The organism is Streptomyces justiciae (genome assembly GCF_015163075.1).
GTDB lineage: Bacteria > Actinomycetota > Actinomycetes > Streptomycetales > Streptomycetaceae > Streptomyces > Streptomyces justiciae.
The window spans coordinates 43515-60074 of the sequence record NZ_JADDXU010000022.1; the positions used below are offsets into that span (position 1 = coordinate 43515).

The 16560-nt window shown below is 70.2% G+C and carries 11 protein-coding genes; 5 read left to right on the plus strand and 6 right to left on the minus strand.

The genetic code is table 11. The annotated features are described in order from the left end of the window. Window positions 1–8 precede the first annotated feature (8 nt). From IQ210_RS40330 to hisD, 3 genes are all read right to left on the minus strand, one after another. Window positions 9–677 carry a ThuA domain-containing protein gene (locus IQ210_RS40330; protein WP_194084258.1) on the minus strand — a complete coding sequence of 223 codons (669 nt, stop codon included), beginning with the start codon at window positions 675–677 and terminating at the stop codon, window positions 9–11. After that, a complete protein-coding gene (locus IQ210_RS40335) occupies window positions 674–2275 on the minus strand; it encodes an APC family permease (protein ID WP_194084259.1) in 1602 nt (533 codons plus the stop codon). Before IQ210_RS40335 ends, IQ210_RS40330 begins: the two co-directional genes overlap by 4 nt. A 95-nt stretch (window positions 2276–2370) precedes the next feature. Then, a complete protein-coding gene (hisD, locus tag IQ210_RS40340; protein WP_194084260.1) occupies window positions 2371–3696 on the minus strand; it encodes a histidinol dehydrogenase in 1326 nt (441 codons plus the stop codon). 126 nt (window positions 3697–3822) lie between these two features. Here hisD and IQ210_RS40345 point away from each other — a divergent pair, with 126 nt between their 5' ends. Beyond that, the gene (locus IQ210_RS40345; protein ID WP_194084261.1) at window positions 3823–5430 is read left to right on the plus strand and encodes a PucR family transcriptional regulator; all 1608 of its coding nucleotides are present in this window, start codon (window positions 3823–3825) and stop codon (window positions 5428–5430) included. 3 nt (window positions 5431–5433) lie between these two features. On the opposite strand, the gene IQ210_RS40350 is transcribed toward IQ210_RS40345, so the two are convergent. After that, entirely contained in the window at window positions 5434–7020 is a 1587-nt protein-coding gene (locus IQ210_RS40350) for a GMC oxidoreductase (protein ID WP_194084262.1), read from the minus strand. A gap of 197 nt (window positions 7021–7217) precedes the next feature. On the opposite strand from IQ210_RS40350, the gene IQ210_RS40355 reads away from it, so the two are divergent. After that, entirely contained in the window at window positions 7218–8798 is a 1581-nt protein-coding gene (locus IQ210_RS40355; protein WP_194084263.1) for a GMC family oxidoreductase, read from the plus strand. Window positions 8799–8814: 16 nt separating this feature from the next. On the opposite strand, the gene IQ210_RS40360 is transcribed toward IQ210_RS40355, so the two are convergent. Next, entirely contained in the window at window positions 8815–9576 is a 762-nt protein-coding gene (locus tag IQ210_RS40360; RefSeq protein ID WP_194084264.1) for a DeoR/GlpR family DNA-binding transcription regulator, read from the minus strand. A 90-nt stretch (window positions 9577–9666) separates the two neighbouring features. On the opposite strand from IQ210_RS40360, the gene IQ210_RS40365 reads away from it, so the two are divergent. The 3 genes from IQ210_RS40365 to IQ210_RS40375 all read left to right on the plus strand — a co-directional run bounded on the left by IQ210_RS40365 (window position 9667) and on the right by IQ210_RS40375 (window position 12571). Beyond that, window positions 9667–10842 carry an MFS transporter gene (locus IQ210_RS40365; protein WP_194084265.1) on the plus strand — a complete coding sequence of 392 codons (1176 nt, stop codon included), beginning with the start codon at window positions 9667–9669 and terminating at the stop codon, window positions 10840–10842. A 102-nt stretch (window positions 10843–10944) separates the two neighbouring features. Next, window positions 10945–11928 (plus strand): LLM class flavin-dependent oxidoreductase, encoded by a 984-nt coding sequence (locus IQ210_RS40370; protein ID WP_194084266.1) that lies wholly within the window; start codon window positions 10945–10947, stop codon window positions 11926–11928. A gap of 19 nt (window positions 11929–11947) precedes the next feature. Next, on the plus strand, window positions 11948–12571 hold the full coding sequence (locus IQ210_RS40375) for an HAD family hydrolase (RefSeq protein WP_194084267.1): 624 nt from the start codon (window positions 11948–11950) through the stop codon (window positions 12569–12571). 49 nt (window positions 12572–12620) lie between these two features. On the opposite strand, the gene IQ210_RS40380 is transcribed toward IQ210_RS40375, so the two are convergent. Continuing rightward, window positions 12621–16484, minus strand: coding sequence for a glycoside hydrolase family 2 TIM barrel-domain containing protein (locus tag IQ210_RS40380; RefSeq protein WP_194084268.1), 3864 nt, complete (start codon window positions 16482–16484; stop codon window positions 12621–12623). Window positions 16485–16560 lie beyond the last annotated feature (76 nt).

Below are 16560 nucleotides of genomic sequence, written 5' to 3' on the forward strand. Positions count from 1 at the left end.
GCGGCAGCTCAGTCGGAGGTGCGGGCGGCCCAGGCGAAGCCCTGGGTGCACAGGCGGGTGACGTCCGGGTTCTGGAGGTCGTCGAGGTCGTGTCCGACCGCGCTGTAGAAGACGCGGCCCCGTCCCCAGGTGCGGGTCCACGCCTGGGGGATCGTCTTTCCCTCCAGCCACGGCAGGTGTTCGCCGGTGAAGGTGGTCTTGGCCAGGACGTGGTTGTTGGGGTCGACGGACATGTAGTACTGCTCCGACGCGACCCGGAAGTCCTTCACACCGGCGGTGATGGGGTGGCCGGGGTCCGTGACGGTGACCTCGTAGGGGTGCTTCACGCCTTCGCCAGCGGGGTGTTCGAGGAAGCTGCCGCCGATCAGCCAGTGGTACTTGAGGCTCGTGCGGAACGCGGCGGCGGCGCCGTGCCAGGCGGCGATCCCGGTGCCGTTCTCCACCGCCCCCAGCAGGTTCGACTCCTGAGCGGCCGTCAGCCCCTCCGACAGCAGGGCGTTGTTCCAGTTGAGGGCGATGAGGTCGTAGTCGGTGAGGTCGGCGTCGAGGGAGAAGATGTCGTGGGTCTCGTCGACGTCGTATCCGAGGTTCTTGAAGATCGGCAGGGCCCATTCCTCGGCCACCTGGTAGGGCTTGTGCCCCGGCCAGCCTCCGTACAGATACAGAACGCGGGTCATGCGGTGCTCCCTCGGGTTGTACGGGTCAGGGCTTCGGCGCGGCTGCGCAGCCGCTCGGCGACCACGATCGCGTCGCCTTCCGGCGCGGTGGACTTGCGCTCGGGCTTCATGGTCAGCAGATACACCAGGCCCACGGCCGAGACGACGAGGAATCCGATGAGGGCGATCCACCGGTCCACGAACGGGGTCGCGGAGTCACCGGTGGGCCAGGCGAGCAGCACCATCCCGAGCACGCCGTAGACCAGGGCCGCCACGTTGACGACGAAGCCCCAGCGGCCGAGGGTCCAGGCTCCGGCGGGGCGCCAGCCTTTCAGACGCATCCGCAGCGCGGCGAGTACGACCATCATGAAGGCCGCGTATCCGGCGAGCATCTGGAACGCCACGATCTTGGTCAGCGAGTCGGGCGAGTAGTAGACGAAGACGAAGATCAGCAGCGGAAGGACGTTCACGGCCAGCAGCGCGTTCATGGGGACGCGGTGCCTGCGGGTGATCTGCGAGAAGACGCGGGAGCCCGGGAACATGTCGTCGCGGGCGAAGGAGAAGACGATCCGGCTCGCGGCGGCCTGCTGGCTCATCACCCCGGCGATGAAGGATGTGATGGTGACCGCGAGGACCAGCTTGGTGCCGACGATGCCGAGCGAGCTCTGCAGGATCGAGGGGATCGGGTTGGCGTCCTTGCCCGAGAGGATCGAGGCGAGGTCCGGAGCCGCGAGGGCGTAGCCGACGAAGGCGAGGAGGGCGGCCAGTCCGCCGACGGCCACGGTCAGCTGCATCGCCCGCGGGATGCTGCGGGAGGGGTTGGGGACCTCCTCCGCGATCTCGCCGCACGCCTCGAAGCCGTAGAAGAGGAAGAGGCCGACGAGTGAGGCGGCGATGAAGGCCATGAAGTAGCTGTCGTGGTTCGAGCTGCTGGTCTGGAAGAAGATCGAGACGGAGTTGTGCCGTTCGAAGATCAGCAGGTAGAGACCCACGAGGACGATGCCGATCAGTTCCGCGGCGAGGCCGATCTTCGAGATCAGGGCCAGGGTCCTGGTGCCGAAGCAGTTGCAGATCAGGCAGACGACGGTCATGCCGATCGCGATCCACAGCCGCTGGGTGGGGGTGGAGCTGATGCCGGGCTCGTCGGCGGTGCCGGCGACGAGGCTGGCCACGAAGTCCGAGCTGAACAGCGCGGTGCTGGTGATGCCGATGGTGATGCAACAGATGTACGTCCAAGCGTTGAACCAGGCGTAGCGCCCGTTCCACAGCCGGCGGACCCACTGGTAGAGCCCGCCCGCGAGCGGGAACTGCGAGACGACCTCCCCGAAGACGAGCGCGACCAGGAACTGACCGGCCCCGACGATGCCTATCCAGAAGACGGACGGTCCGCCGGCGGTCGCCAGACCGACCGCGAAGAGGGACACGACACCCACGAGGGGTGAGAGGTAGACGAAGCCCAGGGCGAAGTTCGCCCACAGGCTGACCTTTCTGTCGAACTTCTGCTCGTAGCCGAGTACGGCGAGCATGTCCGCGTCCTCGGCCGATGATGCGGGGCGTGCGGTCCCGCCCGAGAGACTTACGGGGGTTGGTGTGTGCGCCTCGTTGTCCGTGGCTGACATGACGATCTCCGTGGGTCGAGGGGGAATTGCTCCTTGCCGGACGGCTGCCGGGCTGCTTCGGCGGTCCGGCATAAGTCGCGATCCGTCATCGCGGATCAGCTCTGCTCGAAGGTGTGGTCGGTCCAGTCGAGACGGGCCGATCCGTGGCGCGCGGCGCGGACGTCTCCCGAGCGCGCGTGTCCCTCGAAGTTCTCGATGCGTGAGGCCCTGCCGCAGATCTCGCCGAGCTGCGCGCTGGACGCGGCCTCCCTGATCTCCTGGTAGGTGACGGTCTTGAGGTACTTGCCGACCCAGAGACCGCCGGTGTAGCGGGCCGCTCCGAGGGTGGGCAGCACATGGTTGGTGCCGATGACCTTGTCGCCGTACGCGACGCAGGTCTTGTCCCCGAGGAACAGGGCGCCGTAGTTGCGCATCCGGTGCAGGGCCTCGCGGGGCTCGGCGGTGAGGATCTGGACGTGCTCACTGGCGTAGTCGTCGGCGAGTTCGTAGGCGGCGTCCAGGGTCGGGACCACGACCACCTCGCCGTGGTCGCGCCAGGCACGCCCTGCGACGTCTCCCGTGGGCAGGTCGGGCAGCAGCTTGTCCACCCAGGCGATGGTCTGCCTGCCCACCTCCTCGGACGTTGTGATGAGGACCGTCGGGGAGTCGGGTCCGTGCTCGGCCTGGGACAGCAGGTCCGTCGCCACCACGAAAGGGTCCGCGGTGTCGTCGGCGACGATCAGTACTTCCGTCGGTCCGGCGAAGAGATCGATGCCGACCTCGCCGAACAGCTGGCGCTTGGCCTCCGCCACGTAGGCGTTGCCGGGGCCGGCGAGCATGTCGACCGCGTCGATCGTCTCGGTGCCGAGGGCCAGGGCGGCCACGGCCTGGACGCCGCCCATGACGTGGATCTCGTCGGCCCCGGCCAGGTGCATCGCGGCGATGCTGACGGGCGGCGGGGCGCCCCGGTCCGGCGGGGTCGTCGCGGCGACGCGTTCGACACCGGCGACCTTGGCCGTCAGGACGGTCATGTGGGCTGACGCGGTGAGGGGATAGCGGCCGCCGGGGACGTAGGCGCCGGCCGCGCCGATGGGGATGTTGCGCTGGCCCAGGAACACTCCGGGCAGGGTCTCCACCTCGAAGGCGGTGAGCGAGTCCCGCTGCGCCTGGGCGAAGCCGCGGACCTGCCGCTGGACGAACCGCAGGTCGTCGAGGACCGTCTCGGGGACGGAGGAGACGACGGCGGCGATCTGGTCGGGACCGAGCCGATAGGACTCCGGGCTCCAGTCGTCGAACTTCTGCGACCAGCGGCGTACGGCCGCGTCGCCGTTGGCCCGTACGTCGGCTATCACGTCCGCGACGGTCTCGACGATTTCCGGACGGCTGGTCCGCGCCGTCTTCACGGCGACAGGCGCCTTGATGGTCTTGTGCTGTGCTGACACTCTGCGCTCCTTGCAGGGGTCGTGCCTGCGGGCTTGACCTGAAGTCTGGGGAAACGGGAGGTGGGACGACAGGCACAGTGTGTGCAATATTGGCCGCCGGTCCTGCACACACCGAGGTAGTGGCTCATGGCTGAAGTCCTGACGGTTCGCACCGCCCTGGAGCTCGAGGTGTTCACCCGCACCACCGTGCGGGTGTACGCCGGGGAGCGGAATCTGGACCGCCCCGTGCGCTGGGTGCACACCGGCGAGATCCCTGACATCCACCGCTTTCTCACCGGTCAGGAGATGCTGCTGACGGCAGGGCTGGGCATGGGCGCGACGCCTCTTGAGCAGCGTGCCTTCATCCGGCGGCTCGCGGACGCCCACGCGGCCGTCCTCGTCATCGAGCTGGCCGGGCGCGTGTTCGACGCCATGCCGGAGGCGGTGATCGAGGAGGCGGAGGCGGTCGGTCTGCCCCTGGTGGGACTCGCCGACGAGATCCCCTTCGTCGAGACGTCGGCCCAGGTCCACGAGGTCCTGGTCGGGATGCGCGTCAAGCAGCTCATCGCCGAGGAGGCCACCAGTCAGGCGTTCATGGATCTGCTCCTGGCGGACGAGGACTACGTCGGCGTGGTCAGGGAGCTGGCCCGGCGCACCGGGCATCCCGTGGTGCTGGAGGACGTCGCCCATCAGATGCTGGCGTACGGGGGCGCGACGCCGGAGGCCGACCGGGTCGTGGACGAGTGGAGCGCGCACTCCCGGGCGATCCACGAACGCCACCCGTCGCTCCTGGCGCAGGGGCCCGGCGTGCCCACCGCCTCGCCGGCTTCGTTCCGCGAGGTCGCGCCGTGCGCCCGCCAGCCGGTGGTGCTCCGGGGCGAGTCATGGGGCTGGCTTCATCTTCTGCACGGCGACCAGCGGCCGAGCCCGCCCGAACTGCGCACCCTGGAGCGGGCTGCCGCAGCCGTGGCGATCTCGCTGCTGAGCGAGCGGGAGAGCGGCGCCCGCGCCTCCCAGCGCCAGACCGCGCTGCTCAACCGGCTGCTCCTCGGCGACATCACGGGAGAGCGGTTCGTGACCCTCAGCCTGGCGCTCGGCCAGGACCTGCGCGGACGGGACCTGATCGTCGTCACGGCTTGGGCAGGCGACGAGGAGCCACTCAAGGACCACCTCCTCGCCCGCCTTCTGCAAGAGGCGGGCTGGCCCGCCGTCGTGGGCGACACCGGGGACTTCGACGTGGCGGTCGTGGGCCTGCCCACCCGCACCGACGCCGGCCATGTCCAGACGCTGCTGGCCGATCACGGGGTACGGGCCGGCGTCAGCCGGATCGTGGAGCCGGCGGCCCTGCCGCTGGCACTGCGCCAGAGCCGCAGCGCGGCGTCCGTCGCCGCGGTGGCATCGACCACCGAAGTCCGTCACTTCGACGACCTGGGGGCTCTGCGCCTGCTCGTCGCGCTCTCGGAAGGTCCCGAGCTCAGGCGGTACGTCGAGGACGAACTCGGCCCGCTCCTCAAGCACGACGCTCTGGTGAAGAACCCTCTGCTGCCCACCCTGCGCACGTTCCTCGACTGCGGTGGCAACAAGGCACGGGCCGCGGAGGAACTCTTCATCCAGCGCCGCACCCTCTACCACCGCCTCGACAAGCTCTCCGAGATCCTCGGCCTCGACCTCACGCAGGTCAGCAACCAGCAGCGGCTCCAACTGGCCGTGCGCGGGCATGACTTGCTGCGCAAGCCGACACTGCGGCGGACCTGACCGCTACGACGCCTTCGTCGTCCTGGCCAGGGAAGGCGCGACGCGCAGGGCGTTCGCCCCGATCGTCAGGGCCGGATTGAGCGCGGCGGAGGACGGGAAGAACGACGAGTCCGTCACCCAGAGGTTGTCGACGTCGTGGCTACGGCACAGCGGATCGAGCACGCTCTCCGCCGGGTCGTGACCGGCCACGGCCGTTCCGCACATGTGGGAGTTGGTCTCGATGCCCATGCGCTGGGTGAAGATCAGCGGATAGCCGGCCTTGCGCACCGCGCGGGTCACCCGGCGCACGAGTTCGTGGTGGGGCGCGAGGTTGGTCGGCGTCCAGTCGATGAGGATGCGGTCGCCGTCCACGCGGACCCGGTTGTCCCGGGAGGGAAGGTCCTCGGTCGTCAAATAGATGTCGAGGCTCCTGGCCGCCATGAGCTTCAGGGCCCAGGTCGGTGCCCACGGGCGGGCGGGCTTGAGCATGGGTGCCTGCAGCTTGCCCAGCATCTGAAGGTTCCCGAGCGGGAAACGCGTGCCCGGTCCGGCTTCGTAGAAGTCGTTCAGACCGAGGGTCTTCTGCCACTTCGTGGGGTTGGTCCGCAGCGGGTTCACCCCGACGAAGAACGTGCTGTTGTGGACCATGTAGTTGCGGCCGAGCAGCCCTGACGAGTTGGCGAGACCCTGGGGGTGCGCGTCGTCGGCCGAACGCAGCAGCAGCGCGGCCGAGTTGACGGCGCCTCCGGCGAGGGCGAAGGACTTGGCGTTGATCCGGAGAACGCGGCCCTCGTACCGCGCCTCGGCGGCGACGACCCTCCGGCCGTCGGGCGAGGTGATCAGGCGCGTGATCTCCGCACCCGCGAGGATCTTCACGCCGTCGCGCAGCGCGGGGAGGAGGAGCCGGTTCTCGGCGTCGGACTTCATGCCCGTCTCGTCCGGACAGCCGTCGGCGGTCGTCACGGCGGCGCGATCGGCCTGCGTGCTGATGTTCAGGGCGTTCGGGGTGTGGAACGGGTGCAGGCCCTGCCCGCGCAGCGACCGGGCGAACCGCTCGATCTCCGGTTCGTGCTGGAGCGCCGGATACGGATAGGGCTTGGAGCGCGGCGGCTCGGTCGGGTCCTCGCCGGTCTGCCCATGCACCTGGAGCAGCTGCTCCATGGCGGTGTAGAAGGGCTCCAGGTCGTCGTACCCGAAAGGCCAGGCCCGCGAGACACCGTCGTGGTGTTCCACCTCGGTGAAGTCACTGCGCCGGAAACGCGGCAGCATGGCGCCGTAGAAACGGGTGTTCCCGCCCACCCAGTAATACACACCAGGCGCGAACGGCTTTCCGGTGCGGCCGTCGTACCAATAACCGGCGTTCTTGTAACGGCCTTTGAGATACATCTCGGCGGGCTGCGAGTTCTCGGGCTCACGCGGAAGGAAATGGCCGCGTTCCGCGACGAGTACGTCCAGACCGGAGTCCTTCAGGGCCCAGGCCAGCGAGGACCCGCCCATGCCGGAGCCGATGATCAGGACGTCAGTGCTGATCTCCTCGGCGGTGCCGGGTGAAACGAGGGCATCGGGCCGAAGCTCCGGGGGCGTGTAATCCATACGGACCGGGTCGGACATGAGTCGGGGTCCCCTCTTCGGCGCGGGTATTTCAAGCGGTATTTCAAGCGGCATTTCGAAGAGAGCCTACGCAGCGGCACGGACGCGGCACATGCACGGAATGGGTAACGGCTGCCGCGCGCATTGCTCACTTCGTGCATGTGCCGGGCAGGTCCCGCGTCCCTAGCCTCTCCGGAAACCAGCTCTGTGGAGGCGAAATGGACAGGGAATCGTACGACTACGTCGTCGTCGGGGCCGGCTCGGCCGGCTGTGCGGTGGCGGCCCGGCTGTCCGAGGATCCGGAGGTCACGGTCGCGCTGATCGAGGCGGGGCCGCCGGCCCGGGGCCGCCTGTTCGAGATACCCGCCCTGTTCTCGCAGCAGCTCAAGACGGCGTACGACTGGGACTTCGAGACGGAGCCCGAGCCGCGACTCGCCGGGCGCCGCGCCTACCTGCCCCGCGGCCGGGCGATCGGCGGGACCAGCTCGATGAACACGATGCTGTACGTCCGCGGGCACCGCTACGACTACGACACCTGGGAGCGGCTCGGCAACCCGGGCTGGGGCTACGACGACGTCCTGCCGTTCTTCAGGAAGTCCGAGGACAACGAGCGCGGGGCCGACGACTTCCACGGCGTCGGCGGCCCCCTCACCGTCAGCGACCCCCGCTCCGTCCACCCACTGCTGACGGCGTGGGTCGAGGCGGCTCAGGACGCGGGCCACAAGTACAACGCGGACTTCAACGGAGCCGAGCAGGAGGGCGTGGGCTATCACCAGGTCACGCAGCGCAACGGCCTGCGGTGCAGCAGCGCGATCGCGTTCCTGGAGCCGGCCGCGGGACGTCCGAACCTCACCGTCCTTCCCTCGACGACCGCCCTGCGTCTGAGCTTCGACGGCTCGCGCGCCGCCGGCGTGGAGGTCGACCACCTCGGGGCCGTCCGGACGATCCATGTCGACCGCGAGATCGTACTGTCCCTCGGCGCCTACAACTCGCCCCATCTGCTCCTCCAGTCCGGCGTCGGGCCGGCCGGTGAACTGGCCGCGGGAGGGATCATCCCGCTGCACGACCTGCCGGACGTCGGCAGGAACATGCAGGACCACACCGGGTGCTTCATCAGCTTCTTCAGTGACACCGAGCCGCTGCTGGGACCGGACACCTCCGCGGAGGAGCGGCTGCTGCGCGGGCAGGGCACCGGCCCGATGGCCTGGAACGAGACCGGCGGGTTCTTCAGCTCCGGCGACGACGTGCCCGCCCCCGACATCCAGGTGCACGCCGCGCTGGGCATCGTCCGCGACGAGGGTCTCGCCGCGCCGCTGGAGCCGGGCATGTCGTTCGGGCCGTACGTGGCAAGGCCCGCGAGCCGCGGCTCGGTGCGGCTGCGGCATTCCCACCCCTACGCCAAGCCGCGCATCTTCCACAACTACCTCGACGACCCCGACGACCGGCGCCGACTGCGTGAGGGTGTCCGCCTGTGCATGCGCATCGCCCGGGAGCAGCGGCTGACGTCCTTGTTGAAGTCGGATCTGCGGAGTGCCGCCGACGCCGGGCTCGCCCCGCTGTCGGACCGCGACCAGGACATCGACGAGTTCATCCGCACGCAGTCGTTCTCCTTCTACCACCCGTCGGGCACCTGCATGATGGGCAAGGTCGTCGACCACGAACTGCGGGTGCACGGGCTGGAGAACGTCCGCGTGGCGGACACGTCGATCATGCCGACGCTCGTCACCGGGAACACGAACGCCCCCGCGATCATGATCGGCGAGAGGGCCGCCTCCTTCATCCGGACGTCGGCGGGCTGACGCCGAGGGGGCGAGGTCAGACGGTCCGGACGACGGTTCCGCCCGCCTCGAGTGCGGTGACTTCCTCGGTGGGTGCGGTGGTGTCGGTGACGAGGGTGTGCACGAGGCCCGCGGGACCGACGTGGGCGTGGGCGGTGTGGCCGAGTTTGCTGCCGTCGGCGGCGGCGATGACGCGGCGGGCGGAGGCGATCGCTGCCTTCTTCACGGCGGCGTCGTCGAGGTCGTAGGCGGTCAGGCCGTCCGCCGTGCTCAGTCCGCAGCAGCCGATGATCGCGGTGTCGAAGCGCAGCGCGGCCAGGGAGGCGAGGGTGAGGGGGCCGGTGAGCGCTCCCTCGGCGGCCCGGGGTCGGCCGCCGGGCACGATCAGGGTGGCGGGTCCGGGGGGCTCGGCGAGCAGGTGGATGGCCTGCAGGGACAGGGGCATCACGGTGACGGGCCGCTCGCGCAGCAGGCGGGCGGCCTCCAGGCAGGTGGTGCCGCTGTCGAGCACGACGGTCTCGCCGTCGGCGATGAGGGCGCAGATCTCGGCGGCGATGCGCTGCTTGGCGGCGACCGCCTCGTGGGCGCGCAGTGCGAAGGGGGGTTCCTCGCCCCTCAGCAGCAGCGTGCGGGCGCCGCCGCGGACGCGTTCGAGGACGCCCTGGGCAGCGAGGGTGTCGAGGTCACGCCGGATGGTCATCTCGGAGGCGCCGGTCAGCTCGGCGAGTTCCTGGACGGTGGCGCGGCCGGAGTCCCTGACGGTCTTCGCGATCAGCCCGTGCCGGTCTGCGTTGCTCATGCCGCGATTGAACACCACCGAGAAACGAACATTCAACTTGTTCATTTACTAGGTTTTCAAACATAGCCAGTGTTCGTTACGGTGGTCGGCATGGAACGTCCCCTGCGAGCCGCCCGCGCGGCCACCTACGTCTATTTCGTCTTGTGCGGCACTTTGATGGGCACCTGGGTGGTGCAGATCCCCGCGATCGAGGAACGCGTGGGCATCAGCCACGCCACGCTCGGCGGGCTGCTGGTGGTGCTCGGGCTCGGGGCCTTCGTCGGCATGCAGGTGGCGGGCCCGCTGACCGACCGACTGGGCGCGCGCATCGTGGTGCCCGCCGGAGGTGTCCTGTGCGGCGCGACGCTGATCCTGCCCGGCCTCGCCCACGATCCGTGGACGCTGGGTGGTGCGCTGCTGGTCTTCGGGCTCTGCAACGGCTGTCTGGACGTGAGCATGAACGCCCACGCCGTGCACGTGGAGAAGGCGTACGGACGCCCCGTCATGTCCGGCTTCCACGCCACGTTCTCCGTCGGCGGCGTCCTCGCCGCACTCGCTGGAGCGGGCGCGGCGAGCGCGGGCCTGCACCCTGCCGCGGCCATGACCGCCATGGGAGCGGTGGGCATCGCGATCGCGCTCATGGCCGCGCGGGCCCTACTGCCCGCCGCCCAAAGGACCGAGGCGCCCGCTGAGAGCGGCCGCGCCACGGGCCGGGTCTGGCTGCTGGCCGTCCTCGCGCTCATGGTCATGTTGTGCGAGGGCGCCGCGAACGACTGGGGCGCCCTGCATCTCAAGGACGTCCTGGGCGCGTCCGCCGGTACGGCCGCCTTCGCGTACGGCACCTTCGCCGCGGCCATGACCATCGGCAGGCTGCTCGCCGACCGTCTCGCGGCCCGGTTCGGTTCCCTGGCGATCCTGCGGCACGGCGCGGCCATGGCCGCCGTCGGCATCACGCTGGTGGCCCTCGGCCCGTGGCTGTGGGCCGCCTTCACCGGCTGGGCCCTGTTCGGCCTGGGCCTGTCGGGCTGTGTCCCGCAGCTGTTCAGCGCCGCCGGGCACGCCGACCCCGCGGCCGCCGGCGCCAACGTCTCCCGGGTCGCCGGACTCGGCTATGTCGGCATGCTGGCCGGTCCCGCCGTCATCGGCTGGCTGACCCACCTCCTCGCCCTCAACCACACCTTCATCCTGCTCACCCTGCTGTGCGCCACCACCGCCGTGGGCGCCGGCGTCCTGCGCACCGGACCCGACCGCGCCCGCCGGCCCGCGATGGCGGCCGACAGCCACTGACCGCTTGTGCGGCACGGCCCCTGACAACCGTGCCGCACAAGCTCTCCTCTCCCCCGGTCACCACGGCCGGGGGCGCTCAGCGACCGACCGAAGGAGCCCCCGATGTCCGAGTCCCACGCCCACCCCTCCCGCGGCCGGGTCGGTGTCATGCTGCCCCGCGACCTCCCCGTCCGTGACGTGCTGCCCTTCGCCCGGCGCGCCGAGGAGTTGGGGTTCGACCAGGTCTGGGTGGTGGAGGACCTCGGCTGGCGCGGCGGTGTCGCCCAGGCCGCCACCGTGCTGGCCTCGACCTCGCGCCTCACCGTCGGGATCGGCATCATGCCCGCCGGTGCCCGCAACGTGGGCTTCGCCGCGATGGAACTGGCCACCCTCGCCCAGCTCCACCCCGGCCGGCTCATCGCAGGGATCGGCCACGGCATGCCCGGCTGGATGCGCCAGGCCGGTTGCTGGCCCGCCAGCCCGCTGACGCTGATCAAGGAGTACGCGCAAGCGCTGCGGCTGCTCATCGCCGGAAAGCCCGGCCCCACCAACGGCCGTTACGTACGCTGCGAGGGCGTCGTCCTCACCGAGGTCCCGGACGTCGTCCCCCCGGTCGTGCTGGGCGTCCGCGGCCCCAAGTCGCAGACAATCGCGGGCGAGTTCGCCGACGGACTCCTCCTGGCCGAGCCCGCTGCCCCCGCGTACATCACCGCCTCGTTGGACAACCTGGGCTCCGCAGACCCTCGGGAGATCGTCACCTACGACGCCGCCGCCGTCGACGACGACGAGGAAGCCGCCCTCGCCCGGGTCCGCACCGCCCTGGAGGTGGTCGGCGAGCCCGAGTGGGCCGCGCACCTCGCGCCCCTGCCCTTCGCCGAGGAACTGCGCGCCCACCGCGAGGCCGGCCCCGACGCCCGTCAGTTCGCCCGGACGATGCCCGCTGCCTGGGTCCGTGAGTTGAGCATCGCCGGCACCCCCGCCCAGGCCCGCGCGGCGATCGACGCCCGCCATGCGGCCGGCGCCACCAGCGTCGTACTCGCCCCGGCGGGCCCGGACGCGCTGTCCGCCCTCGACTCACTCGCTCGCGCCCTGCCCCACCGGCACTGAGCCCGCAAGGATCCGCGTCATGGCCACAGCCCGCCACCGCATCGTGCTCTTCGACCTCTTCGGGGTCATAGCCCGCCACCAACGCCCGGGCGCCCTGGAGAAGATGGCCGCCCGCTGCCACGCCTCCCCCGACGCCTTCACCACGGCCTACTGGACCCACCGCCCGCCCTACGACGCCGGCCTGCACACCGCGTCCGCGTACTGGACCGACGTACTGCACGCGCTGTCCCGCCCCGCCGAGGCCGACACGATCGAGGAGCTACGGCTCACCGACATCGACAGCTGGTCCCGCGTCGACGACCGCATGGTCACCTACGTACGGAACCTGCGGGACCGCGCCCGGGTCGCCCTGCTGTCCAACATCCCGGCGGACCACGCGGACGCCTTCCTCGCCGCCCAGCCCTGGCTGCGCGACCTCGACCACGTCGCCTTCTCCGGGAAGATCGGCGCGGCCAAGCCGGGCCCGGCCGCCTTCCGGCACTGCGTCATCGCCCTGCGGGCGGCCCCCGCCGACTTCCTCTTCGTCGACGACCGCGAGGAGAACGTCCGCGCGGCGCAGGCCGTCGGCATGAACGGACACCTGTTCAACGGCCAGGACGACCTCGCGGCCGTCATCGACGGCTGGCTGCCCACGGACTCATGAACAGCCTGACCACCGACAAGACTCGCTCACGTTCCGGCCGGGGTGAAGGTCACTCCGCCGCAGTCGGCCTCCGGGACAGCTCCGTCGCCGCGTCCACGTCCATGATCGGGCGCAGCCGGTAGGTGTAGGTGTAGTCCCGGTCGGCGAAGAGCTTGTACTCGTCGTGCGTGTGGGCGCCCCAGCTGTTGTCGCCGCCAACTCCCATCTGCCGGTGGTTCACCCGCAGAACGACCTCCTTGCGCGGGGTGAGCTGGTAGTCGTGGCGGGCGCCGACCGAGAGGTCCTCCGGGGTGAAGTGGGAGGCGTTGACCTCCAGCAGCGGCTCGCCGCTCACCAGCAGTCCGGTGCCGTCGCGGCCGGTGAGGGCGGCCCAGCGGACGTCGGTCTTGTTGCCGTTCTCCTGCGGGCGGATGTAGGAGGTCCACTGGTCGGCGACCGAGCCGGAGTACAGTCCGACGTCGGTGCCGTTGTTGCGGTCCCAGTGGTTCTCCTCGGGGCCCCGGCCGTAGTAGTGGATGCGGTCCAGGCGGGCGGGGAGGAAGAGGAGCGTGCCGACCTCCGGGATGTACGGCAGTGAACTCGCCCCCGGGTGCAGGGTGTTGTCGACCTTGATCTCGCCGTTGCCGAAGACCGTGTAGGTGGTCGTGTACGTCGATTCCGTGGTCGTGGGGAGGGTGCCACTGACCTTGATCCTGACCGCTCTGTCGCGTACGGCATCCACCGTCACGTCGGTGACCTTGCGGCGGGCGCCCGCGTCGCGCCAGGTCTGGTTGCGGGTGTGCTGGCCGTTGCCGTGGTCGTTGTCGGTGGGCGCCCGCCAGAAGTTGGGGGCGGGACCGGAGGCGATGAGCTGGACGCCCGCCGCCTCGTAGGAGGTGATCACGCCGCTGCTCTTGTCGACGGTGACCGTGAAGTCCTCGCCGGTGACGGTGACTTGCGCCGCGCCGTCCTCGTACGTCACGGCCGGCACGTCGTCCAGGGGGACCGGCGTGACCGCGGGGCTGCCCGCGTCCAGCGGGAGTTGGACCTTGGCCACCTCGAAACCGGGCCCGGCCCACGGCGTGCGTTCCTTGGTCGTGAAGGACAGCTCCAGGAAGTACTCCGTGCCGGGCGCCGGGTCGGACGGCAGTCGTACGGGGAGGGTGATCTCCTTGCTGGACAAGGGTGCCACGTCCAGCTGGTCGCGGGTCAGCCTGCCGCGGCGGACCGGCTTTCCGTCCGCCACCAGCGTCCAACCAGCCGCGAATTCCCGGAGGTTGGTGAACAGGTACTCATTGGTCAGGGTCACCGCGGCCGCGTCGCCGGTGGCGTTGATCGCCTGGTAGATCCGCTTGATCTCGGCCGCCTTGCCGGTGTGACCCCGGTCGGCGGTGACGATGCCGTCGGCGACGAAGTTGCCGTCGTTGGGGTTGTCGCCCCAGTCGCCGCCGTAGGCCAGGAAGGTCTTCTCGCGCGGGCGTTGGGCCGTGCGGCCGACGCTCGCCGCGTCGAACCAGAACCGGACGCCCTCGTCACCGGGGCCCCGGCTTTCGGAGGCCAACTCGGCGGCGCTCAGGGCCCGGGCGTAGACCCGCGCCCTGCGGATGGTGCCGCTGAACTCGCGGGTGATGTTGTCGACGTCGGTGGCGAGGGCGAGCGGCGCGGTGTTGCTGCTGGGCCGTCGCGTGGTGGTGCGGGTGGCCCGGACCGTGCCGTTGACGTACAGGGTCAGGGTGCCGGCCTCCGCGTCGAAGACGCCGGCGACGTGGTGCTCGCTGCCCGTCCAGTCGCTCGGCAGGGCCCAACTGGTGGAGACCCACTGGCCGCCGCCGTAGATGAAGAACTCCAGGTTGTTGCTGCTCTGCTTCAGGGCGTACTGGGTGTCGCCCTTGGCGATGACCGGCTGGTGGTAGCCGAGGACGTGCGGGGTGATCCAGGCTTCCAGGGTCAGGGAGCCGGTGAGGTCGAGGCGGTCGTCGCGGGCGAAGACCGTGCCGCCGGAGACCCCCTTCTCGCGGTCGAACGAGCCGCCGGGGGCGATGAGTTCGCCGCGTATCGCGCCGGGGCCCTCTTCGGTGAACCGCTGTCGCGCGGGTGTCTGCCAGTTCAGGGACTGGTCGACGAAGTCCCAGATCCAGCCGCCCTGGAGGACGTCGTGGGCGCGGACCAGGTCCCAGTACTTCTTGAAGTTGCCGTTGGAGTTCCCCATCGCGTGGCAGTACTCGATCATGACGTACGGCCGGGTGTCCGTGGTGTCCTTGGCGCGGGCCTCGACGCGGGCGGGGCTCTCGTACATCTCGGAGCGGATGTCGCTGACGCCCGGGCGGTCGTCGCCCTCGTACTGCACGACGCGGGTCGTGTCGTAGGACTTGATCCAGTCGTGCATGGCGACGAACGTGCTGCCGGCGCCCGCCTCGTTGCCGAGGGACCAGATGACGACCGAGGCGTGGTTCTTGTCGCGGTGGACCATGTTCTGGGCGCGGGCGACGCAGGCGGCGGACCAGTCGGCGTGGTTGCCGGGGTACTCGCCGCGGATGCCGTGGGTCTCGAGGTTGGTCTCGTCGACGAGGTAGAGGCCGTACTCGTCGGCGAGTTCGAGCCATTGCGGGTTGTTGGGGTAGTGCGAGGTGCGGACCGAGTTCATGTTCATCCGCTTGATGATCTTGATGTCCTGGATCATGTCGGCGCGGGTGAGGGCGGTGCCGCGGTCAGGGTGCATCTCGTGGCGGTTGGTGCCGCGGAAGGACACCGGCCGGCCGTTGATCCGCATCAGGCCGTCCTTGAGCGCGAACTCGCGCAGTCCGACCCGGTGGGAGAGTGTCTCGGTGACCTTGCCCGAAGGGTCGCGCAGCCGCAGCACCGCCGTGTAGAGGTACGGATGTTCGGCCGACCACAGGCGCGGCTCGGGGACGGCTCTCGCCGCCTGTACGGTCTCGTCCTCGCCGACCGTCTGCACGTCGACGGACTGCTGGAGCGGGCGGGACCAGACCGCGTGGCCGTCGGCGTCGTACAGCTGCGTCTCGACGGTGTACGCACCGGCGTGGCCCGCCGCGTAGGCGCGGACGCTCGCCGTCACGGACAACTGGGCGGACGTGTGGTCGTCGCTCAGCGGGGTGTCCAGCTTGAAGTCGCGCAGGTGGACGGCCGGGGTGGAGTAGAGGTGGACCGAGCGGAAGATGCCGCTCAGCCGGATCATGTCCTGGTCCTCCAGCCAGTCGCCGTCGGAGTAGCGGTAGACCTCTACGGCGATCTGGTTGGTGCCGGGCTTGAGGTGATCGGTGATGTCGTACTCGGCGGGGGCGAAGGAGTCCTCGTGGTAGCCGACGAGTTCGCCGTTGATCCACACGTAGTGGGCCGACTTCACGCCCTCGAAGTGCAGGAAGGTGCGGCGCCCGGACCAGGCGCGCGGCACGGTGAAGGTCCTTCGGTACTGGCCGACGGGGTTGTAGCGGGTCGGCGCGGCGGGCGGCTGCGGCTCCTCGCCCAGGCCGTTGGGGCCCCAGTAGGGGTAGGTGATGTTGACGTAGATCGGACGGTCGTAGCCGTGCTTCTGCCAGACGGACGGGACCGGGATGGTGTCCCAGTCGCTGTCGTCGACGTCGGTGGCGTAGAAGTCGGCGTCGCGGTCGTCGGGGCGCTCGGCGTAAGCGAACTTCCATCTGCCGTCGAGGCTCAGCCGGTACGGCGAGTCCGTGCGGTCGGCGGCGAGCGCCTGGCCGAGGCTCGCGTACGGCATCAGGGTGGTGTGGGGCGGCTGGGTGCCGAGCCGGAAGACGTCGATGCGGCCGTTCCACTCGGGGGACTCGGCGGCGGCGTGGGCCGTGCCGGCGGTCCAGGAGGGAAGGGCCAGGGCGCCGACGAGGGCGGCCCCGCCCTCCAGGAGCCGGCGGCGGCTGACGGGCGCCCAGGCGGGGGACTGGGATGTGTGCGACATGACCGTTGCCTTCCTCACTACGGCCGGGAGGCCGTGCGGCTTTGAGGGAGCGTCAGATCTTGTTCGGTGATGTTGG

Excerpts from the sequence above, each read along its gene's own strand:
- IQ210_RS40330 (WP_194084258.1), bottom strand. The coding sequence starts at position 677 with ATGACCCGCGTTCTGTATCTGTACGGAGGCTGGCCGGGGCACAAGCCC.
- IQ210_RS40335 (WP_194084259.1), bottom strand. The coding sequence starts at position 2,275 with ATGTCAGCCACGGACAACGAGGCGCACACACCAACCCCCGTAAGTCTC.
- IQ210_RS40345 (WP_194084261.1), top strand. The coding sequence starts at position 3,823 with ATGGCTGAAGTCCTGACGGTTCGCACCGCCCTGGAGCTCGAGGTGTTC.
- IQ210_RS40350 (WP_194084262.1), bottom strand. The coding sequence starts at position 7,020 with ATGTCCGACCCGGTCCGTATGGATTACACGCCCCCGGAGCTTCGGCCC.
- IQ210_RS40355 (WP_194084263.1), top strand. The coding sequence starts at position 7,218 with ATGGACAGGGAATCGTACGACTACGTCGTCGTCGGGGCCGGCTCGGCC.
- IQ210_RS40360 (WP_194084264.1), bottom strand. The coding sequence starts at position 9,576 with ATGAGCAACGCAGACCGGCACGGGCTGATCGCGAAGACCGTCAGGGAC.
- IQ210_RS40365 (WP_194084265.1), top strand. The coding sequence starts at position 9,667 with ATGGAACGTCCCCTGCGAGCCGCCCGCGCGGCCACCTACGTCTATTTC.
- IQ210_RS40370 (WP_194084266.1), top strand. The coding sequence starts at position 10,945 with ATGTCCGAGTCCCACGCCCACCCCTCCCGCGGCCGGGTCGGTGTCATG.
- IQ210_RS40375 (WP_194084267.1), top strand. The coding sequence starts at position 11,948 with ATGGCCACAGCCCGCCACCGCATCGTGCTCTTCGACCTCTTCGGGGTC.
- IQ210_RS40380 (WP_194084268.1), bottom strand. The coding sequence starts at position 16,484 with ATGTCGCACACATCCCAGTCCCCCGCCTGGGCGCCCGTCAGCCGCCGC.